Origin of the sequence: Cellulomonas denverensis (assembly GCF_012396125.1) — a bacterium.
Taxonomy (GTDB): Bacteria; Actinomycetota; Actinomycetes; order Actinomycetales; family Cellulomonadaceae; genus Cellulomonas; species Cellulomonas denverensis.
The window spans coordinates 52,472-77,912 of sequence record NZ_JAAXOX010000014.1 but is presented as its reverse complement, the minus strand read 5'-3'; the positions used below and the strand labels follow the sequence as shown (position 1 = coordinate 77,912).

Annotated in this window: 27 protein-coding genes, 1 pseudogene and 1 other annotated feature; of the genes and pseudogenes, 17 read left to right on the top strand and 11 right to left on the bottom strand. The window is 69.0% G+C overall.

Annotation, left to right across the window (positions count from 1 at the left end):
* Positions 1-100 precede the first annotated feature (100 nt).
* The 3 genes from HGA03_RS17070 to HGA03_RS17060 all read left to right on the top strand — a co-directional run bounded on the left by HGA03_RS17070 (position 101) and on the right by HGA03_RS17060 (position 4,001).
* Positions 101-379 carry a metal-sensitive transcriptional regulator gene (locus HGA03_RS17070; protein WP_168631493.1) on the top strand — a complete coding sequence of 93 codons (279 nt, stop codon included), beginning with the start codon at positions 101-103 and terminating at the stop codon, positions 377-379.
* 281 nt (positions 380-660) lie between these two features.
* A protein-coding gene (locus tag HGA03_RS17065) for an IS3 family transposase (protein WP_239073683.1) occupies positions 661-1,898 on the top strand; the annotation gives its coding sequence in 2 pieces (ribosomal slippage) (positions 661-940 and positions 940-1,898; 1,239 coding nt in all).
* Positions 939-1,052 (top strand) — a sequence feature (AL1L pseudoknot). (Overlaps the previous gene by 114 nt.)
* 198 nt (positions 1,899-2,096) lie before the next feature.
* Positions 2,097-4,001, top strand: a complete 1,905-nt coding sequence (locus HGA03_RS17060) for a heavy metal translocating P-type ATPase (protein ID WP_168631528.1) — start codon at positions 2,097-2,099, stop codon at positions 3,999-4,001.
* A gap of 352 nt (positions 4,002-4,353) precedes the next feature.
* On the opposite strand, the gene HGA03_RS17055 is transcribed toward HGA03_RS17060, so the two are convergent.
* Positions 4,354-4,578, bottom strand: coding sequence for a DUF2188 domain-containing protein (locus HGA03_RS17055; RefSeq protein WP_168631492.1), 225 nt, complete (start codon positions 4,576-4,578; stop codon positions 4,354-4,356).
* A 70-nt stretch (positions 4,579-4,648) separates the two neighbouring features.
* Positions 4,649-4,924, bottom strand: a complete 276-nt coding sequence (locus HGA03_RS17050) for a hypothetical protein (RefSeq protein WP_168631491.1) — start codon at positions 4,922-4,924, stop codon at positions 4,649-4,651.
* A 190-nt stretch (positions 4,925-5,114) separates the two neighbouring features.
* Between HGA03_RS17050 and HGA03_RS17045 the strand changes: the two genes are divergently transcribed.
* Positions 5,115-6,578, top strand: coding sequence for an ATP-dependent nuclease (locus tag HGA03_RS17045; RefSeq protein ID WP_168631490.1), 1,464 nt, complete (start codon positions 5,115-5,117; stop codon positions 6,576-6,578).
* Between the two features lie 341 nt (positions 6,579-6,919).
* Here the strand turns inward: HGA03_RS17045 and HGA03_RS17040 are convergent, their stop codons facing one another.
* Positions 6,920-7,258 (bottom strand): ArsR/SmtB family transcription factor, encoded by a 339-nt coding sequence (locus HGA03_RS17040; protein ID WP_168631489.1) that lies wholly within the window; start codon positions 7,256-7,258, stop codon positions 6,920-6,922.
* A gap of 4 nt (positions 7,259-7,262) precedes the next feature.
* Complete coding sequence (locus HGA03_RS17035) at positions 7,263-8,543, bottom strand: MFS transporter (RefSeq protein WP_239073681.1); 1,281 nt, start codon at positions 8,541-8,543, stop codon at positions 7,263-7,265.
* A 152-nt stretch (positions 8,544-8,695) separates the two neighbouring features.
* On the opposite strand from HGA03_RS17035, the gene arsB reads away from it, so the two are divergent.
* The 3 genes from arsB to HGA03_RS17020 are packed head-to-tail and all read left to right on the top strand — an operon-like array spanning position 8,696 to position 11,262.
* A complete protein-coding gene (gene arsB / locus HGA03_RS17030) occupies positions 8,696-9,799 on the top strand; it encodes an ACR3 family arsenite efflux transporter (RefSeq protein ID WP_168631488.1) in 1,104 nt (367 codons plus the stop codon).
* Entirely contained in the window at positions 9,796-10,824 is a 1,029-nt protein-coding gene (locus tag HGA03_RS17025) for a metalloregulator ArsR/SmtB family transcription factor (RefSeq protein ID WP_168631487.1), read from the top strand. Before arsB ends, HGA03_RS17025 begins: the two co-directional genes overlap by 4 nt.
* 18 nt (positions 10,825-10,842) lie before the next feature.
* Positions 10,843-11,262: an arsenate reductase ArsC gene (locus HGA03_RS17020; RefSeq protein ID WP_168631486.1), complete on the top strand. Its 420-nt coding sequence runs from the start codon at positions 10,843-10,845 to the stop codon at positions 11,260-11,262.
* Positions 11,263-11,366: 104 nt separating this feature from the next.
* Here the strand turns inward: HGA03_RS17020 and HGA03_RS17015 are convergent, their stop codons facing one another.
* The gene (locus HGA03_RS17015; RefSeq protein WP_239073680.1) at positions 11,367-11,513 is read right to left on the bottom strand and encodes a hypothetical protein; all 147 of its coding nucleotides are present in this window, start codon (positions 11,511-11,513) and stop codon (positions 11,367-11,369) included.
* Positions 11,510-12,669 (bottom strand): annotated as a pseudogene (locus tag HGA03_RS17010) (IS3 family transposase). The gene HGA03_RS17015 and the pseudogene HGA03_RS17010 overlap by 4 nt, the downstream one beginning before the upstream one ends.
* Here HGA03_RS17010 and HGA03_RS19165 point away from each other — a divergent pair.
* From HGA03_RS19165 to HGA03_RS16965, 9 genes are all read left to right on the top strand, one after another.
* Positions 12,580-13,275: a molybdopterin-dependent oxidoreductase gene (locus tag HGA03_RS19165; protein WP_222172939.1), complete on the top strand. Its 696-nt coding sequence runs from the start codon at positions 12,580-12,582 to the stop codon at positions 13,273-13,275. The pseudogene HGA03_RS17010 and the gene HGA03_RS19165 overlap by 90 nt on opposite strands.
* A gap of 12 nt (positions 13,276-13,287) precedes the next feature.
* Positions 13,288-13,509 (top strand): hypothetical protein, encoded by a 222-nt coding sequence (locus tag HGA03_RS16995; RefSeq protein WP_168631482.1) that lies wholly within the window; start codon positions 13,288-13,290, stop codon positions 13,507-13,509.
* 79 nt (positions 13,510-13,588) lie between these two features.
* On the top strand, positions 13,589-14,410 hold the full coding sequence (locus tag HGA03_RS16990) for a Crp/Fnr family transcriptional regulator (protein WP_239073677.1): 822 nt from the start codon (positions 13,589-13,591) through the stop codon (positions 14,408-14,410).
* A 130-nt stretch (positions 14,411-14,540) separates the two neighbouring features.
* On the top strand, positions 14,541-14,780 hold the full coding sequence (locus tag HGA03_RS16985; protein ID WP_168631481.1) for a heavy-metal-associated domain-containing protein: 240 nt from the start codon (positions 14,541-14,543) through the stop codon (positions 14,778-14,780).
* Positions 14,781-14,919: 139 nt separating this feature from the next.
* Positions 14,920-15,048 (top strand): hypothetical protein, encoded by a 129-nt coding sequence (locus HGA03_RS19480; RefSeq protein ID WP_275407609.1) that lies wholly within the window; start codon positions 14,920-14,922, stop codon positions 15,046-15,048.
* 201 nt (positions 15,049-15,249) lie between these two features.
* Positions 15,250-15,669, top strand: coding sequence for a hypothetical protein (locus HGA03_RS16980; protein ID WP_168631480.1), 420 nt, complete (start codon positions 15,250-15,252; stop codon positions 15,667-15,669).
* A gap of 315 nt (positions 15,670-15,984) precedes the next feature.
* Positions 15,985-17,925 (top strand): heavy metal translocating P-type ATPase, encoded by a 1,941-nt coding sequence (locus HGA03_RS16975; protein WP_013882305.1) that lies wholly within the window; start codon positions 15,985-15,987, stop codon positions 17,923-17,925.
* An 82-nt stretch (positions 17,926-18,007) separates the two neighbouring features.
* On the top strand, positions 18,008-18,436 hold the full coding sequence (locus HGA03_RS16970; RefSeq protein ID WP_013882304.1) for a cupin domain-containing protein: 429 nt from the start codon (positions 18,008-18,010) through the stop codon (positions 18,434-18,436).
* 91 nt (positions 18,437-18,527) lie between these two features.
* Positions 18,528-19,442, top strand: a complete 915-nt coding sequence (locus HGA03_RS16965; protein WP_013882303.1) for an NADP-dependent oxidoreductase — start codon at positions 18,528-18,530, stop codon at positions 19,440-19,442.
* A gap of 473 nt (positions 19,443-19,915) precedes the next feature.
* On the opposite strand, the gene HGA03_RS16960 is transcribed toward HGA03_RS16965, so the two are convergent.
* From HGA03_RS16960 to merA, 5 genes are all read right to left on the bottom strand, one after another.
* Positions 19,916-20,830 carry an AAA family ATPase gene (locus HGA03_RS16960; RefSeq protein WP_171201712.1) on the bottom strand — a complete coding sequence of 305 codons (915 nt, stop codon included), beginning with the start codon at positions 20,828-20,830 and terminating at the stop codon, positions 19,916-19,918.
* Entirely contained in the window at positions 20,817-21,608 is a 792-nt protein-coding gene (locus tag HGA03_RS19660; protein WP_239073676.1) for a Mu transposase C-terminal domain-containing protein, read from the bottom strand. Before HGA03_RS19660 ends, HGA03_RS16960 begins: the two co-directional genes overlap by 14 nt.
* Positions 21,530-22,282 (bottom strand): helix-turn-helix domain-containing protein, encoded by a 753-nt coding sequence (locus tag HGA03_RS19155; protein WP_239073675.1) that lies wholly within the window; start codon positions 22,280-22,282, stop codon positions 21,530-21,532. Before HGA03_RS19155 ends, HGA03_RS19660 begins: the two co-directional genes overlap by 79 nt.
* A 13-nt stretch (positions 22,283-22,295) precedes the next feature.
* The gene (locus HGA03_RS16950; RefSeq protein WP_146840845.1) at positions 22,296-22,925 is read right to left on the bottom strand and encodes a recombinase family protein; all 630 of its coding nucleotides are present in this window, start codon (positions 22,923-22,925) and stop codon (positions 22,296-22,298) included.
* Positions 22,926-23,323: 398 nt separating this feature from the next.
* On the bottom strand, positions 23,324-24,694 hold the full coding sequence (gene merA, locus HGA03_RS16945) for a mercury(II) reductase (protein ID WP_168631479.1): 1,371 nt from the start codon (positions 24,692-24,694) through the stop codon (positions 23,324-23,326).
* An 81-nt stretch (positions 24,695-24,775) separates the two neighbouring features.
* On the opposite strand from merA, the gene HGA03_RS16940 reads away from it, so the two are divergent.
* Positions 24,776-25,174 carry a heavy metal-responsive transcriptional regulator gene (locus tag HGA03_RS16940; protein WP_013884816.1) on the top strand — a complete coding sequence of 133 codons (399 nt, stop codon included), beginning with the start codon at positions 24,776-24,778 and terminating at the stop codon, positions 25,172-25,174.
* Positions 25,175-25,441: the final 267 nt, after the last annotated feature.

The window sequence follows — 25,441 nt, the reverse complement described above, 5'->3', positions numbered from 1 at the left end:
TCCCCCGCGCGCAGCGGAGGAGTTGCCGTGCACACGCGCGGACGAGACCCCCGCGCCGGCGCACAGTGTGCGCCGGGCGATACCCCGACGGGAGGCCGCCATGAGGACCACGGCTGAAGACGAGGCCGTTCTCCGGCGCCTGCGCCGCCTCGAAGGGCAAGTGCGCGGCGTCGCGACCATGATCGAGAGCGGTTCGTACTGCATCGACGTGCTCACGCAGATCGCCGCCGCATCCGGTGCCCTCCAGGCAGTCGCGCGTCAACTCCTCGACGACCACATCCGTCACTGCCTCTCGCAAGCCGCGCAGGCGTCCGCAGACGTGCAGGACGAGCGTGTCGACGAGGTATCGCAGGCGATCGCCCGCCTGCTTCGCGCCTGACACCCGAGAGCGTGCCTGGAGCGCGGTTCGTCACCCGACGATCCCGCAGACCGCAGACCGCGAACCGCAAGGACGAGACACATGCATCGTGGAGTCGGAATACCCTCGGGGGGTATGCCGTTTGAGCGGGCGAAGCCCCACTCCGGGTCGGATCACGAGAGAGGACCACCGCGATGAGCCTCGAGGACCACACCGGGCACGGGCCCGTCGATGCACCGAGTACGGCCCACTGAACCGCCCCGGGTTCCATGGAGGCTCTCAATCCACGGAGGATGAGGGTCATGGCTGCACCGAGGAAGTACCCCGACGAGCTGCGTGAGCGCGCGGTCCGGCTCGTGCTGGACGCGAAGAGGGACCCGGTGACCCGTCCGGCGGCGTGCCGGCGGATCGGTGAGCAGCTCGGGATCAATCCCGAGACGCTGCGTGGGTGGGTGAATCAGGTCGAGATCGACGCGGGCGACCGGCCCGGGACCACCACGAGCGACGCGCAGCGGCTGGCCGAGCTGGAGCGGGAGAACCGGGAGCTGCGGCGGGCGAACGCGATCCTGCGTAGCGCGTCGGCTTTCTTCGCGGCGGAGCTCGACCGCCCGTCACCCAGGTAGTCGCGTTCATCGACGCCCACCGTGCCGAGTTCGGGGTCGAGCCGATCTGCGTCCAGCTGCAGGTCGCCCCGAGCACGTACTACTCCGCCAAGGCCCGCCCGCCCTCGGCCCGGTCGGTCACCGACGCCGCGCTGAGCGAGGTGATCACGGTCGAGCACGCCGCGAACTACGGCGTCTACGGCGCGCGGAAGATGTGGAAGCACCTGCACCGACTCGGGCATTCGGTCGGGCGCTGCCCGGTCGAGCGGCTCATGCGGGCTGCTGACCTGCGCGGAGCGGTCCGCGGTCGAGCCAAGCGCACGACGATCCCGGGCAAGGACGGGGTCCGGGCCGGTGATCTGGTCAACCGGGCGTTCACCGCGACCGCACCGAACCAGTTGTGGGTCGCGGACTTCACCTACGTCCGCGCGTGGTCGGGGTTCGTCTACGTCGCGTTCGTGATCGACGTGTTCTCGAGGATGATCGTGGGCTGGAAGGCCGACACGAACATGCGCGCGGCCCTGGTCACCGACACCTTGGAGATGGCCACCTGGGCACGCGGCCGCACCGGCGTGACGGACCTGACCGGGCTGATCCATCACAGCGACGCCGGGTCCCAGTACGTCTCGCTGGCGCTGACCGAGCGCCACGCCGCACACGGCATCCGGGCTTCGATCGGCACGGTCGCGGACGCCTACGACAACGCCCTGGCCGAGTCCACGATCGGGCTGTTCAAGACCGAGCTGATCCGCCGCCGCGGGCCCTGGCGGACCCTGGACGACGTCGAGATCGCGACCCTGGAATGGGTCGACTGGTTCAACAACCGCCGCCTGCACACCGAGCTCGGCGACATCCCGCCAGCCGAGCACGAGACGAACCACTACCGTCAGAACCACACGTCAACGACGCTGGAGACCAGAGAACCGAGCCTCCACTGAACCCGGGGCGGTTCACACCACGGACATGGAGGGCACACGCCCGACGGGCAGACGACGCAGGAGCACCATGGGCACCCCGCGACCGTGACTGCAGCGGTGCCGCCTGACCACCAGGACGCGCACGGTGGCCACGAGGGGCATACAGGCCACGGCAGCCATGCCGGTCACGTCGACCGGTTCCGCCGCCTGTTCTGGGTCATGCTCGTGCTCGCGGTCCCGGTCGTCGCCGCCAGCGCCATGTTCGCGATGCTCCTGGGCTACGAGCTGCCCGACGCAACCTGGGTGGCGTGGGTCTCGCCCGTGCTCGGCACGGTCATGTTCACTTGGGGCGGCGCGCCGTTCCTGACCGGTGCCGCCCAGGAGCTGCGCGCCAAGCGCCCCGGGATGATGCTGCTCGTCGCGTTGGCGATCACCGTGGCGTTCGTCGCGTCGTGGCTCGCGACCCTGGGTGTCGTCGCCCACGGACTCGACTTCTGGTGGGAGCTCGCGCTTCTCATCGTGATCATGCTGCTCGGGCACTGGATCGAGATGCGCTCGCTCGCTCAGACGACCTCCGCTCTCGACTCCCTGGCCGCTCTGCTGCCCGACGAGGCCGAGCGCGTCGAGGGCAACGACGTGGTCCGGGTCGCCCCGTCCGACCTCGCGGTCGACGACGTGGTGCTCGTGCGACCCGGAGCCAGGGTTCCCGCAGACGGCGCGATCATCGACGGCGCCGCCGAGATGGACGAGTCGATGGTCACCGGTGAGTCCCGCACCGTGCGGCGCTCCGCCGGGGACCGGGTTGTCGCCGGCACCGTCGCCACCGACTCCGCCCTACGGCTGCGGGTGACCGCCGTCGGAGACGACACCGCGCTGGCCGGCATCCGCAGGCTCGTGCTCGAAGCGCAGAACTCGACCTCGCGCGCGCAGCGACTGGCGGACACGGCAGCCGCGCTGCTGTTCTGGTTCGCCCTCGGTGCGGCCGCCGTCACCGCCGTCGTCTGGTCGATCGCCGGCCAGCCCGACGCTGCCGTGATCCGCACCATCACCGTCCTGGTGATCGCCTGCCCCCACGCCCTCGGCCTGGCGATCCCCCTCGTGGTGTCCATCGCCACCGAGCGCGCCGCCCGCGGCGGCATCCTCGTCAAGGACCGCCTGGCCCTGGAGAGCATGCGCACGGTCAGCACCGTGGTGTTCGACAAGACCGGCACCCTAACCAAGGGCCAGCCGACCGTGACCGACGTGCGGCCCACCCCCGGTTTCGACCGCGACGAGGTTCTGGCGCTGGCCGCGGCCGCCGAGGCCGACAGCGAGCACCCGCTCGCGCAGGCGATCGTCTCGGCCGCGAGCGACCTGCACGTGCCGGCCGCCGCCGAGTTCACCTCGTCCCCAGCGGTCGGCGTCCGCGCCCGCGTCGGCGGCCGGACCGTCGAGGTCGGAGGCCCCAGCCTGCTGCACCAGAGCGGTGTCGACGAGCTCGATGGCATCGACCAATGGCGCAGCGAAGGAGCGATCATTCTGCATGTGCTCGTCGACGGCCGCCCGGCCGGGGCTCTGAAGCTCGCCGACGAGATCCGCGAGGAGTCCCGGGCCGCAATCCGGCAGCTCCACGACCGCGACGTCGACGTCGTGATGATCACTGGCGACGCGGAGGCCGTCGCCCGCACCGTCGCCGCCGAGATCGGCATCGACCGGGTCTTCGCCGGTGTCCGGCCCGAGGACAAGTCCGCCAAGGTCGCCGAGCTCCAGCGCGAGGGAGGCACCGTGGCGATGGTCGGCGACGGCGTCAACGACGCCCCCGCCCTCGCGCAGGCCGATGTCGGCATCGCCATCGGCGCCGGCACCGATGTCGCGATCGCCTCCGCCGGCGTGATCCTCGCCAGCGACGACCCTCGATCCGTCGTCTCGGTCATCGATCTGTCCACTGCCAGCTACCGCAAGATGAAGCAGAACCTGTGGTGGGCCGCTGGCTACAACCTCATCGCTGTGCCGCTTGCCGGCGTGCTCGCACCCATCGGTTTCGTCATGCCGATGTCCGTCGGGGCCATCCTCATGTCCGTGTCCACGATCGTCGTCGCCCTGAACGCTCAGCTCCTGCGTCGACTGGATCTGCGGCCACGTTGACAAGAGCCGAGCCAAGTCGGCGCCCTCGGTGCCGGAGTACCGACGGTCATCAATATGGGACGCCGCCAAGTGCTCGAGCGGACCTGCCGGTTGACGAGGTCTCAGCTCCGCGCTGAGTCCTCCCCGAAGCCTGGCGTGCCGTCAGCGACGTCGACGCCGTACATCTGTGGGCGTCGGTTCGCCGCCGGCTGCTGCGACGGGTGCCACGCGAACGTGTACCCCGCAGCCCCCAGGGCGTGCATCGAGGCCATCGCACAGACGCCGGTGTCGAGGCTCGTCGCGGCCTCGCGCGGCACACTGTAGATGGCCCCCGGCCACCAGGAGCAGCCAGCCGCCGCGGCCGGGGGTTGTTCTAGCCGGGGATGTTCCTTGGATCGTTCCCGTACGAGTTCTTCTCGTGCACCAGGCCGTCGAGACCATGGATGTGGTGCTCCAGGCCGCGCTCGATCGCGAGCTGCCGCCCTTCGGCCACGGCGGGGTCCTTAGTTGAGTGGGTCGAGCCCACTTGTGACCCGCCGATCTCGTTGAGCCATGAATCGTCCCGGTGGACGGTGTGCACCCCGTTGCCGTCGCTCACGGTCACTCCCTTCGTCGACGTCGGAAGTCTCGCGCGGGCGGGTCGACCTCGCACGCCGGCATCGCGGCCGTCACGTGATCTTGTCGCGCCTGGCCGCCAACTCGGGACCTGGGTACAGGCAGTTCAGCAGGTCGGTCACCCACTCGTCGCCGACGTAGCCCCGCGCGGCCGCTAGGCTCTCGCCGCGCAGCCCGGCCAGCTGGAAGATCTCGTCGGCGGCGGCGTCCAGCCGGTCCGCGATCCTGGCGTTCCAGCCGGCCCCCATGTTGCCTTCGGTGCCGCGCACGATGCGCGCGAGCGCGTTGAGCACGTGGCCGCCGTCGCTGGCTGTCGTGTCGTTGCTCATCGGTCTTGCCCCTCTCGTCGGAACCGACGGTAGAGGGCTATGGCAGGTGCCGTGCTGCGAGGCACCAGCGACTGGTACAGCGACGTGTCGCGATGAGACGAGTACGTCTCGGGACAGGCGCGAGAGATTGTCGGCGTGCGACGTCCTGGTTTGGGCGTGCGCCGGCGTAGTCAGCACTACGCTCGGCCACATGACCGAGATCAGCCCAAATAGTCTGCAGAGCCTCGCTGACAAGGTTGCCAAGCAATCCTATTCGAAGTACCTGCGGCGTGTGGTCCTCCGCAAGGTGCGCGGTTTTGTGGACAAAGAGGTGCGCTTCGACTTTCCGGTCACGGCACTCATTGGACCAAATGGCGGCGGCAAGTCCACTATCCTGGGCGCGGCCGCTCTCGCATACAAGGACGTCAAGCCGGAGCGATTCTTCGCCAAGAGCGGGCGCTACGATTCGAGCATGGTCAAGTGGTCGATCGAACACGGCGTCATAGACAAAGCGATCGGTTCGGCTTCGGAGGTGCGACGCAGCGTAAACTTCCCCACCTCCAAGTGGAACCGAAAGCCATTCGTTCGCGACGTGCTCGTATTCGGCGTAACGCGCACAGTTCCGGCTACCGAGCGGTCAGACCTTCGACTTGCCCGGGGGAGTCGGTTTAAAGCCGTAAGCGAGACGAAACTCCCGGCATCAGTAATCGAGGCCACGCAATCCATCCTCGGAAAAGCCGTGGGTGGCTACTCGGAACTCGACGTAACCACACGAGCCACCCTCTACACCGCACAAGATAGCGGTTCTGGAACATCGTACACGGAATTTCACTTTGGAGCCGGTCAGGCAAGCATAATCCGAATTGTGTCAGGGATTGAGGCTGCACCCGATAACAGTCTGATCCTGATCGAGAACGGCCTACACCCAGTCGCGACCAGGCGACTGGTGGACTACCTGCTCAAGATCGCGATCCGCAAGAAGTGCCAAGTGATCTTCACGACCCACTCATCCGAGGCCATCGAGGCGCTCCCGCCAGGTGCCGTGTGGGCCGCTTTTGACGGCGAGGTTGTGCAAGGGGCCTTGAACATCGAGGCGCTCCGGGCGATTACAGGAACAATTCCCGCTCGCATCGCCTTCTTTGTGGAAGATTCGCTCGCAGAGCTAGTGATTGCGGCAGCCCTGCGCCACTACGGCGTCGACATTGCAGCCGTGGCAATCCACGGACTAGGCGGAGCCGAGCAGGCCATTAAGGTACAGCACACCCGGAAGGTGGACCCGACTGCGCCGGTTCCGAGTGTCGTATTTCTCGACGGAGATAAGTCCGATAAGATCGATCCAGCTTCGCTGATCTTTGCGCTCCCAGGAGACGACGACCCTGAGGCGCACATTTATGATACGGTGATGGGCGACTTGGACAATCTTGCGGCCAAGCTGACCGCCGCACTGAATCTGCCGATCGACCAGCAGGGCCGGGTAAAGGCTGTGGTTGCCGAGACAGGTCTGACGAATCATGACCGCCACACCATTTTTCGCCAGATTGGCGAGAAGCTCGACTTGACAGCTGAACTGGTAGTCGCGAACGCCTTCATCGGGCTGTGGGCGCAACTACGGTCCAACGAGGTTGAGGCGTTGCTCTCACCAATCCGCGCGATGCTACCGATGAAGACCGACTAGGCCGAAGAGACCGAGTGCCTCACGCGGGGTCGGCGCTCGACTCGGTTCGGCGCCCGCAGGTTCCGCGTGCGGCCTACGTCTACGCGAGAAACGCTCATCTGATGAGAGAACCGGATGCTGAACTGGTGCAACGTCATGACCCTCCAGTGATGCCGCCGCATCGAGGCGCCCTCGACGTGGCGACTGAACTGCGGAGACGCTGCGTCGCACGGTGAGACGAGTTCTCTCATCTCGTCGCTACTCGTCCTACTCGTTGTCCGATAATCAACATTATGTCCGTTTGTAGTCTGCGTATCCCTCTGACCTGCGACGATGCCGCACCCCCCTGCCGCGTCGGCTGGTCAGAGGTGGTGCGGTGGGGTGTCGTAGCGGAGGTGCTCGGCCTGGTGGAGGACGTTGAGGACGAGCGCGTCGATGTGCTCGTTGGTCAGTCGGTAGTACACGGTGGCGCCGTCGCGGCGTGTGGCGACCAGGCGGCCGGCTCGGAGCTTGGCGAGGTGCTGGGACACGCCGGGCACCGGCCGTGCGAGCCGGTCGGCGATGGCCCCGACGGAGAGCTCGCCGTCGTGGAGCAGCGCGAGGATCGCCAGCCGGGTCCGGTCGGCGAGCAGGCGCAGCACCTCGACGGCGGTGTCGAGCTCGGCGTCAGGGACGGCCGCCCGGGTGGTCTCGGCGCTCACGTGCTCAGCCTGCCACGCGCGCGGCGCGATCCTGGGCCGGCCACAGCGCGGCGGTCGCCAGCAGAGCGGCTGCACTGAGTGCGGCCAGGACGAGCGCCGCGGTCCCGAGCCCTCGGCTGCCGATCCAGCCGGCCAGTGGGTAGGTGATGAGCCAGCACGCGTGGGACAGCGAGAACTGCGCGGCGAACACCGCGGGCTGGTCCTGCTCCTGGGTGGTGCGCGTGATGATGCGTCCCACCGGCGTCTCCGCGGCTGCCCACCCCGCCCCGACGAGCAGGAACAGGGCGCCCACCAGGACCAGTCCCCCGGTCCCCCGGATTTGCACCGCCGCCGCGACCGCTGCCGTGGCCACGACGAGCAGCCCGCCACCCCTCAGCATCAGCGCGCGCTCCGGCAGCGCCTCGAGCGCCCGCGGAAGGAGCAGCGCCACGATGATCGATCCCGCCCCGAGCGCGGCCATCAGCAGCGCCGCCGCGCCCTCGCCTCGGCTGTAGGTCTCCCTCGCGACGACGACGTACTGCACCAGCACGAACGCTCCCCCGGCCGCGACCGCCATGTTCAGCGCGAGCACGGCCCGCAGGGCCGGCGTCCGGAGCATCTGCGCGATGCCCCGGCGCGCACGCTCGGTGAAGGGCGCGACGTCGTCCGCCAGAACGACGGGCCGGCCCAGTCGCAGACGGGCGACGAGCAGCGCGGACACCGCGAACCCGACCGCCGTGCCGACGAACAGGTCAGAGCTCGGCACGACGAGCAGCAGCCCCGCAGCGAGGAGCGGTGACAGGACCATCTCCAGGTCCTCGCTCATCCGGGACAGCGACAGCGCCTCGGTGTACCGGCGCTCGTCCTGCAGCACCTGCGGCAGCGCGGCCTGGTAGGCCGGGGTGTGCACCGCCGACGCCGCCTGCAGGACCAGGACCAGGACGTAGACCTGCCACACGGACGACACCAGCGGCAGGCCGAGGACCACCACGACGCGCACCAGGTCCGCGGCGACCAGCACGGCCCGAGGGGGCGCCGCGTGCACCACGGCGGCCGCCACCGGCGCGACCGTGACGTACGCCAGCATCTTGATCGCGAACACCGTGCCCAGCACCAGCCCCGCCCGGGCGCCCGCGAGGTCGTAGGCGAGCAGGCCCAGGGCCACCGTCGTCAGACCGGTCCCCGCCAGGGAGATCACCTGCGCGGAGAACAGGCGGCGGTACGTCGGGACGGCAAGAGCTGTCAGCACTCGAGCATCTTTGCACGGTTGCAGTAGTGCGCAAGCGCGCATGTGCGGTGCATGCACGCCCACCGATCCGTAGGCCCGACGACGCCGGGAGACGCCTTGGCCGGCCGGTGCGCCACTCTCGACCTGGTCATCTCGCCGCCACCGCCGTGATGGTGCGCGTCGGCGACGATGCGCTTGGGGATTGATTCGACATGTGTCAAAGTAGCCACATGCCAAATCAGGTCCCGCCCAGCTCGACCCGGCGACTGTCGAACCTGGACCGGTGGCTGCCCGTGTGGATCGGGCTGGCCATGGTCGCGGGCCTCGCGGTGGGCCGGTTCGTCCCGGCTCTCGGAGGCGCGCTGGCTGATCTGGAGCTGGGGGGCATCTCGCTGCCGATCGCGCTCGGTCTGCTGGTGATGATGTACCCGGTGCTGGCGAGGGTCCGCTACGACCGGGTCGCTGCGGTGACCGGGGACAAGCGGCTGCTGGGGAGCTCGCTCGCGTTGAACTGGGTCGTCGGCCCCGCGCTGATGTTTGCCCTGGCCTGGGTGTTCCTGCCCGACCTGCCGGAGTACCGCACGGGCCTGATCGTCGTGGGCCTGGCGCGGTGCATCGCGATGGTGGTGATCTGGAACGACCTGGCCTGCGGTGACCGGGAGGCGGCTGCGGTGCTGGTCGCGATCAACTCGGTGTTCCAGGTGGTGGCGTTCTCGCTGCTGGGCTGGTTCTACCTGAGCGTGCTGCCGGGCTGGCTCGGCCTGGACTCCGCCGGCCTGGAAGTCTCGGTCGGGCAGATCGCTGTCAACGTCGCGGTCTTCCTGGGAGTCCCGCTGCTGGCCGGGTTCGCCTCGCGGTGGATCGGTGAGCGCACCCGCGGACGCCAGTGGTACGAGGAGCGGTTCGTCCCGCGGGTGGGTCCGTGGGCGCTGTACGGGCTGCTGTTCACGATCGTCCTGCTGTTCGCGCTGCAGGGTGAGGCCGTGACGTCACGGCCGCTGGACGTCGCGCGGATCGCCCTGCCGCTCCTGGCCTACTTCGCCGTCATGTGGGCCGTCGGCCTGGCCACCGGGCGGGGCTTGGGGCTGGGGTACGCGCGGTCGACGACGCTGGCGTTCACCGCGGCAGGCAACAACTTCGAACTGGCGATCGCGGTGGCGATCGGGACGTTCGGTGCGACCTCGGGGCAGGCGCTGGCCGGTGTGGTCGGCCCGCTGATCGAGGTCCCGGTCCTGGTCGCCCTGGTCTACGTCAGCCTCTGGGTCAGGGACCGCTGGTTCCGCCCGTCCTCGACCTCCCCCTCCACCGCCGAGCTGCAGGAGGCACGCTCATGACCACCACCGCCCCCGACGCCACCACGACCGCCACCGGCGGCTGCACGCCGCAGACCTCACCGGCGGACCACGCGATCGGCGCCGACGCCGCGGCGCACGTCGCCGGCACCCTGAAGGCCCTGGGTGACCCGCTGCGGCTGCGGATGCTGTCGCTGATCGCGACCTCCCCGACCGGCGAGGCGTGCGTGTGCGACCTGGCCACGGTCGCCGAGGTCAACGCTCCGACGGTGTCGCACCACCTGAAGCTGCTCAAGGACGTCGGGTTGCTGACCTCCGAGCGGCGCGGGACCTGGGTCTACTACCGGGTACAGCCGGCCCTGCGCGGCGCGGTCACCACCCTGCTGGACTCCTTCGCCCCCGCAGCCGCGGACGCCGCGAACGCGGTCCCGCTCGCCGGGCTCACCGACGCCGAGGACGCCCTGGTCCGGATCGCCGACCGCCTCGCCGTGGCGTTCCCCGACCGCGACCCCGGCGCGGTCCTCAGCGTCGTCAGGGAGTCCTACACCGGACTGGCGCGGTCCTCGGCGATCCGCTCGCACCTGGTGGTCAACACCGAACGGTTCGCCCGCCAGCGCCTGACCGACACCGCCCGGGCCCTGGACGCGGCGGACACACGCCCGCAGGTGCTGTTCGTGTGTGTCGCGAACGCCGGCCGTTCCCAGCTCGCCGCTGCCCTGCTGCGCCACTACGCCGGCGACGCGATCACCGTCCGGTCCGCGGGGTCCGCACCGGCCGCCGACGTGCACGCCGCGGTCCGGCCGCTGCTCGCCGAGCTCGGCGCCGACGGCGAGGCGTTCCCCAAGCCGCTGACCGACGACGCAGTCCGCGCCGCGGACGTCGTCATCACGATGGGCTGCGGCGACACCTGCCCGATCCTGCCCGGCAAGCGCTACGAGGACTGGGTCGTCGGCGACCCTGCCCTGGCCTCCGAGACCGGGGTGCGGGCGATCCGCGACGAGATCGACCGCCGCGTGCGCGCCCTGCTCACCGACCTGCTGCCCGACCTCGCCCTGCCGACCGCCTGACCTTCCGTGGAGACCGAGATGACCGAGACCACGCCGTCCGCCCTGTTCGTCTGCGTGCACAACGCCGGCCGCTCGCAGATGGCCGCGGGCTACCTGCGGGCGCTGTCCGGCGGCGCCGTCGAGGTCCGCTCGGCCGGGTCGATGCCCGCCGAGCAGATCAATCCGGTCGCAGTGGAGGCGATGCTCGAGGAGGGCATCGACATCCGCGCCGAGCGACCCAAGGTGCTGACCACCGACGCGGTCAAGGCGTCCGATGTCGTCATCACCATGGGCTGCGGCGACGCGTGCCCGATCTTCCCCGGCAAGCGGTACGAGGACTGGGCCCTGGCCGACCCCGCCGGGCAGGGCATCGAGTCGGTCCGCCCGATCCGCGACGAGATCCGCGGCCGCATCCTGACCCTGCTGACCGAGCTCGGGGTCGAGCCCGTCACCACCTGATCTCCCAACGCCACGAGGGCCGCACCCCGCCTGGGGTGCGGCCCTCGTGCGTGGGCTGCTCAGGCTGTGGATCGCATCGCTTGGTGGCGTGCTTCTGGTAGCGGTCAGTGGCCGATGAGGAGGGCTTCTCTGGCGGCGTCGACGAGCTCTGGGGTGAGGATGTGGAGGTCGTTGATGGTCTGGACGCGTTCGATCTGGGTGATCAGGGGAGCCTGACCCGGTTTCCCGGACAGTTGCGGTGTGGTGATCATGCCGCCGCGGTGGCGGCGGTGTGCAGGTCCTCGAAGTCGTTCGGGGACCGGTAGCCGAGTCCGGAGTGGCGTCGGACGGGGTTGTAGAAGCCCTCGATCCACTCGAAGATCGCCGAGGCGAGCTCCTCGCGGGATGACCAGGCGTGGCGGTCGAGCAGCTCGCGCTGCATGCTCGACCAGAAGCTCTCCATCATGGTGTTGTCGACCGAGGACGCGACTCGGCCCATCGAGCCGAGCAGGCCGGCCTCGCGCAGCCGGTGCCCGAAGATCCACGACGTGTACTGGCTGCCGCGGTCCGCGTGCACGATCGCCCCTGGTGCGGGGTGGCGCCGCCAGATCGCCATCTGCAGGGCGTCGACGACCAGCTCCGAGCGCATGTGGTCCGCGATGGACCACCCGACGATCTTGCGGGTGAACACGTCCAGGACCGCGGCGCAGTAGACCTTCCCGGTGCCCGTCGGGTGCTCGGTGATGTCGGTGCACCACAATCGGTCCGGGCTGTCGGCGGTGAACCGCCGCTGGACGAGGTCGTCGTGCGGTGCTGGCAGCGGTCGTTGCCCGCAGCGTTTGCGCCGGTGGCAGACCCCTATCAACCCGGCCGCGCGCATCAGCCTCGCGACGCGTTTGCGTCCGCAGGCGACCCCGAGCCCGAGACGCAGCTCGGCATGGACTCGCGGGGCGCCGTAGGTCGCCCGCGAGCCGTGATGGATCGCCGTGATCGTCGCGGTCAGCGCCTGGTCGGCGATCGCGCGGGTGCTCGGCGGTCGGTTCATGGCGTCGTAGAGCCCGGAGCGGGAGATCCCGAGGACCCGGCAGGTCGCCGCGACGGGCACCCCGTCAGCGGCCAGCTCTTGGACCAGCCGGGCGCTCATTTTGGGAGGACGTTCTCCCGGGCGAAGTACGCCGGGGCCCGCTTGAGGATCTCGACCTCCATCTCCAGCACCCGGTTGCGGCGCCGCAGCTCGACCAGCTCGCGGCGCTCGTCGGAGCTCACGCCCTCACGGCGACCGGCATCGACGTCGTCTTGGGCCATCCACCGGCGCAGACACGACTCGCTGATCCCGAGATCGGACGCGACCTTCGCGACCGGCTGCCGACCCGAGCGGGCCAGATCCACTGCTCGACGCCGGAACTCCGGCGGCTTGGCTGCAGGCATCCCAGACTCCCTTCCCGAGACGATCATCGCCTCGGACCAGGTGTCCGGAGAAGCGGGTCAGGCTCCTGGCTCGCCCACCGGGACAGCGGCTTCCGTGACTCGCGCCTCGAGCTCGGTGGTGAGCTGAGCGGTAAGACGCTGCAGCTGAGCGTGGGGGACTTGCGTCAGCTCCCGAAGACCGAGTACATCGCGGTCCACACCTGCATGCAGGGCTGGTCGGCCACCTCCAAATGGGCCGGCGTCCGGCTCCGTGACCTCCTCGAGGTCCTCGGACCTCCCCCGGAGGGTGCCAACTACGTGATGATCACCTCCCACGGCCTGGCCCAGGAGATGTGGGACCACCGGCCGCGGGAACCGTTCTACGCGGTGCTGGACCTCGACACGGTCGCCGAGGACGACACGATCCTGGCGTACGAGCGCAACGGGCACCCGTTGGAGGTGCATCTGGGCGCGCCGCTGCGGCTGCGGGTGGAGTCGAACCATGGGTACAAGATGGTCAAGTGGATCAAGTCCATCGAGTGGATCACCGACTACGCCGCGTACGGTGACGGTCGTGGCGGCACCCGTGAGGACGCCGCGATGCAGGCGTTCAACGGCCGGATCTGACAGGAGCAGGGCATGATCAGCACTATCTACACCGTCGCCGGCATGACCACAGCCGAGGATGCGCGGGCCATCAAGGACAGGCTCTATCTCGTGGCAGGTATCGGTGCCGTCGCCACCGAGATCATTCCCGACGGCGAAGCGCGCATCATCCTCAAGCACAAGGACGACGTCGAGCTGAACCGCTCGGCCATCGAGGCAGCCGTGCAGGAGGCGGGCGAATACACGCTCGCCTGACCATTACGGCTACCAATAATGAGACGAAGCACGTGCTTATTCGTCTCGGCGCATCTAGCATCACTTTCAGGAGGCAATCGTGAGCAGCGAACCCGGCTCCGCCGCATCGCACGGTGCATCCTCCCCGGTCAATTCGGCTACCGGCGCACCTGGCCGACGACGAGTCCCGCTGCGCTCGACCTGCGCCCAGCCCCATCACTGTCCATTGCCGGCACGCATGAAGGTTCTCGGCCAGGTGCCGCTCTTCGCCGGTCTGTCCCACGAGGATCTTGTCGGTATCGACCACCGCATGGTCTCGCTGTCCTGGGCTGAGGACGACCCGCTCTACACAGCCGGCGACGTGGCCGAACATCTCTACGTCATGGCAGCCGGGCGCGCCAAGGTCTCCCGCCCGACCCCGAACGGCCAGGACGTCGTCGTCGATCTCCTGGCCCCTGGCGACCTCTTCGGAGGCATGCACACCCTGGGCCAGCCCACCTACCCCGAAACCGTTCGCGCCCTGACCACCACCTGCGCGTTACGCATCGACACACGCGCTTTCCGCGATGTCATGACGCAACACCCCGAGGTCGCCCTACGGGTGGTGGACGACGTCACCGCGCTGCTAGCGCAAGCGCGTGCGGACGTCACCGCGCAATCCACCGCCACCGTCGCCCAGCGGGTAGCGACCACGCTGTTGCGCCTAGCCGAGAAGTTCGGCCAGGACAGCTCCTCCGGTGCCACATTGATCCAGTTGCCGCTGTCTCGCACTGACCTGGCCGGCATGACCGGCTCGACACCGGAGTCCGTCTCCCGGGTAATGAGCCAGCTCCGCAAGGACGGCATCATCGACTCCGGCCGCAGATGGACCGCCATCCTGGACGGCGACCGTCTGCTCGCCACCGTGGCCGCCAGTGCCTGAGGGGCGAGGACTCTCTCACGTCTGCTGCGGTTGATTGATGCACGTCATGGTTCGGTTCCTGGCCCGCTCGTAACGTCGTAGTCAGCACCCAAGAAGGGTGAGACCTCGTCAGAGAAGGAAGGAACACACCATGAGCACCACCGCTCCCGCCACCACCCACACGACCCTGCGCGCCGAAGGCTTCTCCTGCCCCTCCTGCGTGGCGAAGATCGAGAAGCGTGTCGGACGCCTGGACGGCGTCAGCGCCGTGAAGGTCCAGTTCGCCTCGGCACGCATCGAGGTCGACCACGACCCGGCCAAGGCCAGCGTCGAGGACCTGATCGCCGCTGTGGGCAGGGCCGGGTACGTCGCCAAGCCTGCCGCGTTCTGACGCCCGCCGCGCCAAGGAGAAGGACAGTGAGCGTCATGGCACAGGCGGCGCACCTGCAGCTGCGCCTGGGCGATTTTTTCTGCCCCTCGTGCGCCACCGACATCAACCGGCACCTGAAGCGTCTTCCGGGGTGCAGGCCGTGCACATCGATCTGCACTCGCACCGGGTTGACGTCGACTACGACCCCCGACGCTTGGACGTCGAGGACATCCTGGTGACCGTCGGCGGTGCCGGCGTTACCGCAAGCGTTATCTCGGAGGACAGCTAGGACCCGCCTCCACTAGGGCGACCAGGGACGTCGACCGGTGCCCAGACCAAGCGCGAGCGCACTGCCCGGGCGTCATCCCGCCACCCATCAGGGCCGCACCGGGCCGCCGGGCCCGTCAATGATCAGCGGAAGCCTGCCCGCTGCATTCTCACGTGTGAACCGCTGGTAGACCCACGTCCCAAGAACTCAGGAGAGATTGCTATGAGCGTCAAGCTTCACCATGTCCCGCCGCGCCTGGCGAGCGGGGCCTTCATATTGAACACCGGAATCACTAAGCGGTCATTGCACGTCGACGGGGCAACGGGGCTGCGGGACCAGGCCGCCAACGCGTTCCCGTTCTTGAAGAAGATGGACCCGGTCCGCTTCGGGAAGGCGTTGTCGACCTTCGAGATCGCTCTGGGCACGGCGCTACTAGCCCCGATGGTACCCACCCGGGTGGCCGCGGCCGGCCTAAGTGGATTCTCGGCCGCATTGATGGCCGTGTACCTCAAGACGCCAGGGTTCACCCGTGATGACGGAATCCGTCCAGCGCCGGCTGGCATGGGGATCGCTCGGGACGTCTTCATGCTCGGTAGCGGTCTGGGCCTGATGGTGGAGGAACTGGCAACCAGGCGAAACTGACGGGGCCGTCCCGCCATGCGCGTGACACCCGGCCCCACGGGCCCCGCGGACTGGGGTGTGGTCATGGACGCCCGCGGGCCGAGGCTACGTGGCTCGTCCGGCCGCATTCTGAGCCGGACCAGCTAAGCGTCACCGCCGATCAACTCGGCGGTGACGCTCTTCATTGCGCCAGCACGCTAGAGCAGCCCCGGCGGCGGTGCACGGATGGGTGTGCGGTTGATTGACGCCGGTCATGGTTGCCCGGTGCCGATCTTCATAACGTCGTTGTCAGCACCCCGAACTGGGGTTGGACAGCTACAGGAAGGTCGAACAGCTATGAACAAGCTGCAGCAGTGGTGGTACGGCAGGTGGGCGATCCCAGTGGTCTCCGGGGCGCTGATCCTCATCTCGTTCTTCGTGGCCCGCGGCCTCGGTTCCGATGCGTGGAGCAACGCCTTCATGGTGGCCGCCGCCGTGGTCGCGGGTACCCCGATCGTGACCAAGGCAGCCCGGGCGCTCATGGCCCGGGTCATCGGCATCGACCTGCTGGTCTCGGTGGCCGCGATCGGCGCGGTGATCATCGGGGAGTACTGGGAGGCCGCCGCGGTGACCTTCCTCTTCGCCATCGGGCACGCCCTGGAGTCCGCAACGCTGAACAAGACCCGCTCGGCACTGGCCGAGCTGGTGGCCGTGGCCCCAGACGTGGCCGTGGTCATGCGCGACGGCGTGCAGGTGGAGGTGCCCGCTGCGAGCGTGGCCATGGGCGAGATCGTCCTGGTCAAGAACGGCGCTAAGGTCCCGGTGGACGGCGAGGTCGTGGCCGGCACCGGCGCCCTGGACGAGGCCTCCATCACCGGGGAGTCCATCCCCGTGGAGAAGTCCAAGGGCGACCACGTCTTCGCCGGAACCGTCGCCAAGGGTGGGTTCCTCCAGGTGCTCGCCACCGGCATCGGCGCCGACACCACGCTGGCCCGCATCATCCACCGCGTCGAAGACGCCCAGGACGCCAAGGCCAAGACCGCCCAGTTCATGGACCGGTTCTCCGCCTGGTACACCCCGGCCATCATGGTCCTGGCCCTCGTGGTCGGACTCATCACCGGTGACGTCGTGCTCGGGCTGACCCTGCTGGTCATCGGCTGCCCCGGCGCGCTGGTCATCTCCATCCCGGTCTCCATCGTCGCCGGCATCGGCCGGGCCGCCAAGGACGGCATCCTCATCAAGGGTGGGGAGTACCTGGAGACCTCCGGCAAGATCACCGCCGTCGCGGTGGACAAGACCGGCACCCTGACCAAGGGCCGCCCGCACCTGACCGACGTCGTCGTCCTGGCCCCAGCCATGGATCGCGCCCAGGTGCTGACCTGGGCAGCCCGGGCCGAGGCCGGCTCCGAGCACCCGCTCGCCCGACCCATCCTGGAGGCAGCAGCCGCGGAGGGGCTGGCCACGTCGGGGCTGCCCGAGGTCACCGAGCCCGTGCCTGGCAAGGGCATCACTGCCACCATCGGCGGGCGCCGGGTCCTCATCGGCAACGTGGCGCTGCTGGAGCAGTACGGCGTCGCGGACACTGTTGGCGCCGGGCAGGCCGCTGAGGAGCTCGCCGCAGCGGGCAGGACGGCGATGATCGTGGCCGTGGAGGATGCGGTGGCTGGTGTGGTCGCGGTGGCTGATGAGGTCCGTCCCGACGCGGCGCAGATGGTCGCCCGTCTGCACGACGCCGGGGTGAAGAAGGTGGTCATGCTCACCGGTGACGCCCCGCTGGTGGCGAAGGCAGTTGGTGCGGCGACCGGGGTCGATGAGGTCCGCGCCGGCCTGCTGCCCGAGGACAAGCTCGACGCGGTCGCGGACCTGCAGCGTCAAGGTCACGTGGTGGCCATGGTCGGCGACGGCGTCAACGACGCCCCCGCCCTGGCAACGGCCAACATCGGCGTGGCCATGGGCGCCGCCGGCTCTGCCGTCGCCGTGGAGACTGCGGACATCGCCCTCATGGGCGACAACCTGCTCAAGCTCCCCGAGGCCGTCGGCCTGGCCCGGCGCACCGTGAACAACATGCGCCAGAACATCACCATCGCCCTGGTCACCGTGGCCGCCCTGCTGGCCGGCGTCCTCCTGGGCGGGGTGACTATGGCCATCGGGATGCTCGTCCACGAAGCTTCGGTCCTGGTCGTCATTATCAACGCCATGCGCCTGCTGCGCCGCCACCAGGACACCACCAGCGCCGTGGCGACAGCGCCGGCGCAGAGCACCACCACCGAGGCACAGGCAATGGCCCGCCGCCCGTAAGCAGCACCGGACCAGGACACCTCAACGCCAGCCGTCCCGGCCCGCCGCTGGAAATCAGCACTACCTCAGGAGGAAACACCAGGTGAGCACCGAAGAACACTTCACCATCGAAGGCAACATCGAGCACTTCACCATCGCCGACGTCGCCCAGGACAACCCCGACTTCCGCCGGGTGCTATGGACCGGTCAGCACGCCCAGATCGTCATCATGACCATTCCCCCGGGTAGTGAGATCGGTGATGAGGTCCACCAGAACACCGACCAGATCCTCACCTTCATCAGCGGAACCGGTCAGGCAGACCTCAACGGCCATACCCACCCGATCGAGGCCGGTGACCAGTGCGCCATCCCAGCCGGCACCCGGCACAACTTCCGCAACACCGGTGCTGAGCCACTCGTGCTCTACACCGTTTATGCCCCGCCCGAGCACGCCGCCGACGGTGCCTACCCGACCAAGAACGAGGCCGACGCCGCCGAGGCAGCCGGGCAGGACGAGCCCCCCACCGCCTGACGAGCACACCAACCACCGGCTGAAGCGGCCGGCCAGGTCAGGGACCACACTCGGCTCGTTCAGCGACCAACAAGAAGGAAGAAGCAACCCCATGTCCAAGGTGTACGTATTCAATGACTTCGGTGGCCCGGAGAACCAGCAGCTGGTCGACCGCCCGGCCCCCCCGCCGGGCCCGGGCGAGCTGGCGGTCAAGGTCCGCGCCGCCGGCGTCAACCCAATCGACCACAAGATCCGCTCCGGAGCTCTGGGCACCGACCTACCGCTGCCGGCCCCCATGGGTCAGGAGGTCGCCGGCGTCGTCACCACCATCGGCGACGGCGTGGAAGGCTTCGCGGTGGGCGATGCGATCCTCGGTCCGGTCGCCCCCGGATACGGGGCCTTTGCCCAGGACACCATCGTGCGGGCCACCGAGGCGGTGGCCAAGCCCGAGGAGATCTCCTTCGCCGACGCCGCCACCATCCCCGTCGCAGCAGCCACCGCCTACGACGCCACCCACCAGATCGAGCTCGAAGCCGGCCAGACGCTCCTGATCCTCGGCGCCGGCGGCGGCGTCGGGCTCATGGCCGCCCAGATCGGCCGGGTCCACCAGTTCACCGTCATCGGCATCGCCTCGGAGACCAAGCGCCAAATCGTCGAGTCCACCGGGGCCACCTTCGTCCCCTCCGGGAAGGGCGTGGCCGACCGTGTGCGCGAGGTCGCCCCCGAGGGATTGGACCTTATCGTCGACCTGGTCGGCGGGGATGCCCTGCGCCAGGTCGCCGCACTGGCCACCAGCCCCTCGCGCATCATCTCCGCCGCCGACCCCGCGACGGCCACCGAGATCGGCGGCTCCGCCCTCGAGCGCACCAGCGAGGCCATGGCCAAGATCACCGGGGTCATCGAGTACGGCCTCGTCGACCCCCACGTCACCGCCCGCTACCCCCTCGAACAAGCCGGCGAGGCCATCGTCGCAGTCGAGACTGGCCACACCACCGGCAAGACCGTCATCGAGCCCTACAGCGCCTGACGCGGGCCGACCGGTAGCACCTGTGAAGCAGCCTTGCGCTACTGGCCCGTTGAAAGGTGTGCGCCTCGCCTCTACAGCCGCAACCCGCCTCGATATGGGTCACCAGGCTGCGGCGCGGCTGCTATTGACGGGAGAATCGCACCTACACGTCCCGCAGGACGGTGCGCCTGACGATGAAGGTTTGATGAGGTTTCTGTGGCGCGCCGCGTCAATGACTGAGCAGGTAAGGGACGCTACGGAAGGAAACTCGACCGCTGCGGTGGGGAGTTTCCGCATAGGGGTCGGGATGTACGGCGAGACAGGTATCTCTGAGGGGGTACAGGCGATCGGAGGAGACGGCGATGAGCACCATGCCGCATGGCGGGATGCACGGCCAGCACCACGAGGACACCCATACCGAACTGGGCCTGGATTGTGGCCCACAGGGATATGTGGCCGTAGATCACCTGTGCTCTGTGTCCGGGCACCTTCGCTCAGTGCCCGATGAGGAGGGCCTCGCGGGCCGCTTCGACGACCTCCGGTGTCACCGTCGGGAGGTGGTTGATCTGGCGGATGCGTTCAATCTGAGTGAGGAGTCGGTCGACGAGGCGGAAGTTGCCGCCGGTGACGCGGGCGACCGTGGTGATGGCGGCGGCCTGAGCCAAGTCGTCTTCGTCCGGGTGCTTATCTGATTGCCAGCGGCGGGTGAGGACGGCGGTGAGCTCGTCGGGCCCCAGTGATCGGTACTCGTGGGCGAAGCCGATCCTGCTGTAGAGCTGGGGGTAACGGGCCAGGCGCTTCTCGATCCCGGGCATGCCGATCAGGATGACGCCGAGGCGGTGTCGGTCGTAGTAGTCGCGGACTTGCTCCAGCCCGACGGTTCTAAGCCGGTCGGCTTCGTCGATGATGAGCAGCTCGGTGAGCGCAGAGCCCGCTGAGGCCGGGTGCACGAAGGGGTCGACCTTGCCGTACTGGTGGTAGTCGACGGCGTAGGAGATCTCCTGGCACGCGCGGGGCAAGGCCCGGTCGACTTCGCGGGTGCTCGCGTTGACCGTGGGCGTCCAGAACGCGGTCCGCGCCTGCAGGACGCGTTCGGGCACGGCACCGGGATCGGTGCCGCTGGTGAGGGTGTGCTGCCAACGCGCCCAGTGATCCGTGCCGGCGTAGTGGCGAGCAGACAGGGTCTTGCCAACCCCGGGCGGCCCCCAGCACAGCCCGACGTGGCGGTGGCGTCGCACGGTGTCGGCGAACTCTGCGAACCGCCGGTGCTCCTTCGTGACCAAGAAGGAGACCTGCTCCTCACGCGGCGCCGGCGGGACAAGCTCACCCAGTCCTCTGGTCAGGAAGCGCCGGCCGTCGTCGTTCTTGCCGAGGATGCTCCGGTCGGGGGCAGGTTCAGTCGTTGGCATAGGTCCGCAGCCTGTGACGAGGGACGGGCGGCTCGGCCGGCGGACGCTGCCCGTCCACGCCCGGCAAGCCCGCGGGCTGCACCACGGCGTAGTGGTGATCCGCGGGCAAGGCGTCGGCCAGACTCCGACGCTCGCGCAGCTCCTTCTTCAGCGCCCGCCGTCTGGCGACGCGAGCGTCCTGCAGCTGCTCCAGCGTGACTGCTTCGCGGGCGAGCTCAGGTGCGATCGCCCGGCACAGGTACTTATCGCAGTAGTAGACGCGGACCTCGGCTGCGTCGCGGGGGTCGTAGCGGATGGTGACGCTCTCTCCGACGTAGGCGGCGAGCACCGGGCTGATGTACCGGGTGCCGGAGAAGCGGATCCCGTCACGTTGGACGATGCGGCTGGTAGCCGCCGTGAGCAGGAGCGTGTCGAGGTCCTCCGGGTGGGCTGGGCTGCGAGGGATCCAACCGTCGGCGAGCCAGCGGACCACGGGCGGCTGCCGGGTCTCGGAGTGCGGCCGGCTGTGATACTCCTCGACGACGAAGCGCTCGACTGCGCTGTCGAGCTCGGCGAGGGTGAGCTGCGGCGGTGTGGTGGGTTGCCCGCCGGTGCCGTGCGGGATGTACCCCGGCAGGTGCGGCAGCAGCTCGGTGGTGATGGTCCTGAAGAGGCGCTCGATCTTGCCGCGGCCTTGCGGGACCCCGATCCGGGAGTGGATCAGGCTGACGTGGGTGTCGAGGCAGACCCGCTCGAGCCGGCTGCTGGTGAAGTCGCTGCCGTGGTCGCTGTAGAGCACGTCGGGTAGGCCTTGGACCGGCCAGGCAGGGTTGCCCTTCGCGATGACGGCCTGGTGCAGCGCGAGGGCCGTCCGCTCGGCGCTCGGCGCGCCGAGGAAGAGCGTGTAGCCGGCGACGGCACGCGAGTAGTCTCCAGCACTACCGTCAGCCACGGTCGTGCCGGGCGTCGGTGGGCATCGAGGATCTGCACGTCGAGCAGCGTGTGGTCGGCCTGCCACTGTTCGTTCGGGCGGGCCGCCGAGCGCCGGTAGACCAGCTCGAACCGATCCCGATAGGCGGTGTCGCCACCCGTCGCAAGGGTGCGCAGACCTGGGTCGATGCTGGTGACGATGTCGCGCACCGTGGAGTAGCTCGGCGGAGCCAGCCCGCGGTCGCGCGCCATGTCAGCGATCCGGCGGTGCACGAACGCGGTCGTCGGGGCGGGCCGGCGTAGAGCCAACGCCTCGACGGCCGCGATGAGGTCGTCGGGCAGCCGGCGCTGGCCGGCGTCGCTGCGCCGTCGACGTTCCAGTGAATCGACGGTCCCGTCGGCCCGGTAGGTCGTTGCCCACCGGCGCAGCGTGCGTTCCGGGATGCCAGCGTGCTCAGCCAGGCGGGTCAGCGGCACTCCGTCCTGGAGGTGCTGGCACAGCAGCAAGGCCTTCTGCTGGGCCGTCAACCGAGCCGAGACCATCGCTGTCTCCTTGCTACCTCGCGGACTCCGCTGCCGCCTGCTCGGTCGCCGGCGCAGCGGTGAGGTGCTCGACGGCCCGAGGCGGCAGGTGGCGGTACAGGCTGGTGCGGGCGATCCCCGTCTTGGCGACGATCTCCGCGATGGAGTGGCCGGCCTCACGCAGGTGGGCGGCGTAGGCGAGCTTGTCAGCGTCGACCAGGACGGGTCGGCCAATCCGCCGGCCCTTGGCTGTGGCAACAGCTCGAGCGTGGGCGGCGCGCTCGACGGTGTAGGTCCGTTCCATCTGCGCGAACAGGGCCAGCAGGACGACCGCGAGCTGTCCCATCGGGTCGCTGGGGTTCGCGGAGTCGACCTTGATCGGGTCCGCGAGGTTGCGGACCCCGACGCCGCGGTCGGTGAGGTCGTGGATCAGGTTGAGGGTGTCGCGCACCGTGCGCCCCAGGCGGTCCAGGGTGTGCACGACGATGACGTCGCCCTCACGGGCGTACTCCAACACCGCCCGGAGGCCCGGCCGGTCGGTGGTCGCGCCGGACTTCTTGTCCAAAAAGATCTTGTCCCGTGCGACGCCGGCCGCCACGAGCGCCTCGACCTGCCGGTCAAGGTCCTGCTTCGCCGTCGAGACGCGTGCGTAGCCCAACTCCACCGGCCCAACGTACCGAAGGTCGTCTCTGTACGGAACCAACGGGACGCGATTTCGGGACCTACTTCTGGCACGGCGCGTCAGCCGTGCCGCCTCGGCTCGAACAAGTCTTGGACCGCTCGTCCCACTTCCAAGGAAGTGGGACAGGCTCAACTCTGTCTGACGCGTTGACCCAGCCTGGCCCTGTGTCTTCTGGTGCGGGAGTGGGAGCATCGCGTGATGAGCCAGGACTCGAGGGAGTGCTCGTGCTGCGGGCGCAGCAAGCCGCGCCGCGCTCTTCATGCGTTGGACGGCGGGGCGTCGTACATCTGTCGGCCTTGCGGCCTATGGGTGGCCCTGAGGCTGAAGGGCGACACTGTCGGCGCGGGCTCGCACGAGCCGTGACGCGCCGGCTCGGGTGCCTATGCGCAGCAGCTCGTGGGCAGCGCTGAGCGGAACAAGCCGGCGGCGATGCGCAGGGCTTCGCTCATCGTTAGGTAGGGGGCCCAAGTGTCGGCGAGGTCGTCCACGGTGAGGCCGAACTTGATCGCGTAGGTCGCTGCGAGCATCAGTTCGCCTGCGCCGTCCAGGGCAGCGTGCACCCCGAGGATCTTGCGGCTCTCGGCGTCGATGACGAGCTTGAGGACACCGCGGGTGTCCTGGTTGACCAGGGCGCGCGGGATGTCTTGCGCTCCTAGGACGCGGCATTCGCAGGCGTGCCCAGCGGCGAGAGCTTGGTCCTCCGTCAGTCCCGCGCTGGCGATCTGGGGCGTGGTGAAGGTGACGCCGGGCAGCCCTCGATAGTCCACTGCTGAGGGCTGGCCGAGCGCGCCGGCTGCGGCGACGTGTCCTGTCTGGGCTGCGACGTAGACGTACTGCGGGACGCCGGACACGTCCCCGGCCGCGAAGACCCGTGGGTTGGTGGTCCGCTGGTTCTCGTCGACGACGACGAAGCCGCGCCTGTCAGTAGCAACACCTGCTGCATTGAGAGCCAGGTCGGACGTGTCGGCGAAGCGCCCGGTCGCCACGAGCAACCGCTGGCCCGTCAGCCGCCTCTCGCTCCCGGTCCGGACCTCAACGCCGTCGTGAGTCGCCCGCACCTCCGTCGCGCGCTCCTGCACCACGGTGATGCCCTCGTCCTGAAACACGCCGAGCAACACGTCTGCAACCTCCGGCTCCGCGTGGGGCGCGAAGCGTCCGACGATGGTGACGGCGACACCGAGGTGCGCCCACAGCTGGGCCTGCTCGAGCCCGACATACCCGGCGCCGAGCACCACCATGGATGCGGGTAGGTCCTGCTGCTCCATCGCGGTGGTGGAGGTCAGGTACGCCACGTCACCCAACCCCGGGAGGTCCGGGATGTGTGCTGCCACGCCGGTGGCCACGACGTACCCGTGCCGTGCTCGCAGGGCCTGGCCGTCGACCTGCAGTGTCTCTTGGTCGATGAAGCGTGCGTGGCCCTGCAGGATCGGGAAGCCGTGGGCGTCGGCGACGTCGGCGTACTTCGCTTGGCGCAGGCGGTCGATCAAGGCCTGCTTCTGCTCCATCAGGGCGCCCAAGGCGACCGGGCCCGCGCTGGTGGAGATGCCTTCAAAGGGGTGCGTGGCCGCACGGTGGCGCTGCCCGGCGGCGGCGAGGAGGTTCTTGCTGGGCACGCAACCGATGTTCAGGCAGGTCCCGCCTAGCGGCCCGTGCTCGACGAGCAAGACGCTGTTGCCGCGGGACCGTGCCTCGATGCCCGCGGCCATCGCAGCGCCGCCGGTCCCGATGACGATCAGGTCGTACTCGTCCATGGCATTCTCCTCGCGCGCGCGGACAGGTCATCGGACGGTAGACGTTCCAGTGCGGGGGAAGGTCAAGGTCTACGGTTGACCATGCGCATCGGAGAGCTGGCCGCCACGGCCGGCGTGACGACCAAGACGATCCGCTACTACGAGAGTGCCGGCGTGCTGCCAGCGCCGGCTCGCCAAGCGTCGGGCTACCGGGAGTACGACCACCGGGCGGTCGACCGGCTGGCGTTCGTGAAGGCCGCGCAGGCGGCCGGGCTGACCCTGGCGGAGATCGTCGACGTCGTCTCTGCCCGCGAAAGCGCCGGCGCACCGTGCGCACACGTCGCGGCAGTGCTCGAACAGCACGCCCACGATCTTGAGCGGCGGATCGCCGAGCTCACGACTCTGTTAACCCAGGTGCGCCAGCTCAGCGCGCGGGCAAAGACTCTGCACCCTGACCAGTGCACCCCCGCCCAGGTCTGTCACCTCATCCCCACCGCCTGAAGCATCCGCCGTACCTGCGCGCGAACGCCGCAGCGCAGTCAGCCGCAAGGTGCACACATGATCACGGCGCCGCCGATGGCTGCCTCTGGGCCGTAGCCCCCCGTCGATGTCATGGGCCCAGCTCAACCGCCACATTGCGGCGACAGATTCCCGCCACCCAGCGCTGAAAGCCACAGACGCGCGCCGCCCGGCCCTCCGGCGCGTGTAGCGGAATCGTTCGTTTGCGGCACAGGCTGCCGGTTCAGTCAGTGCTGTATAGTTCAGCAC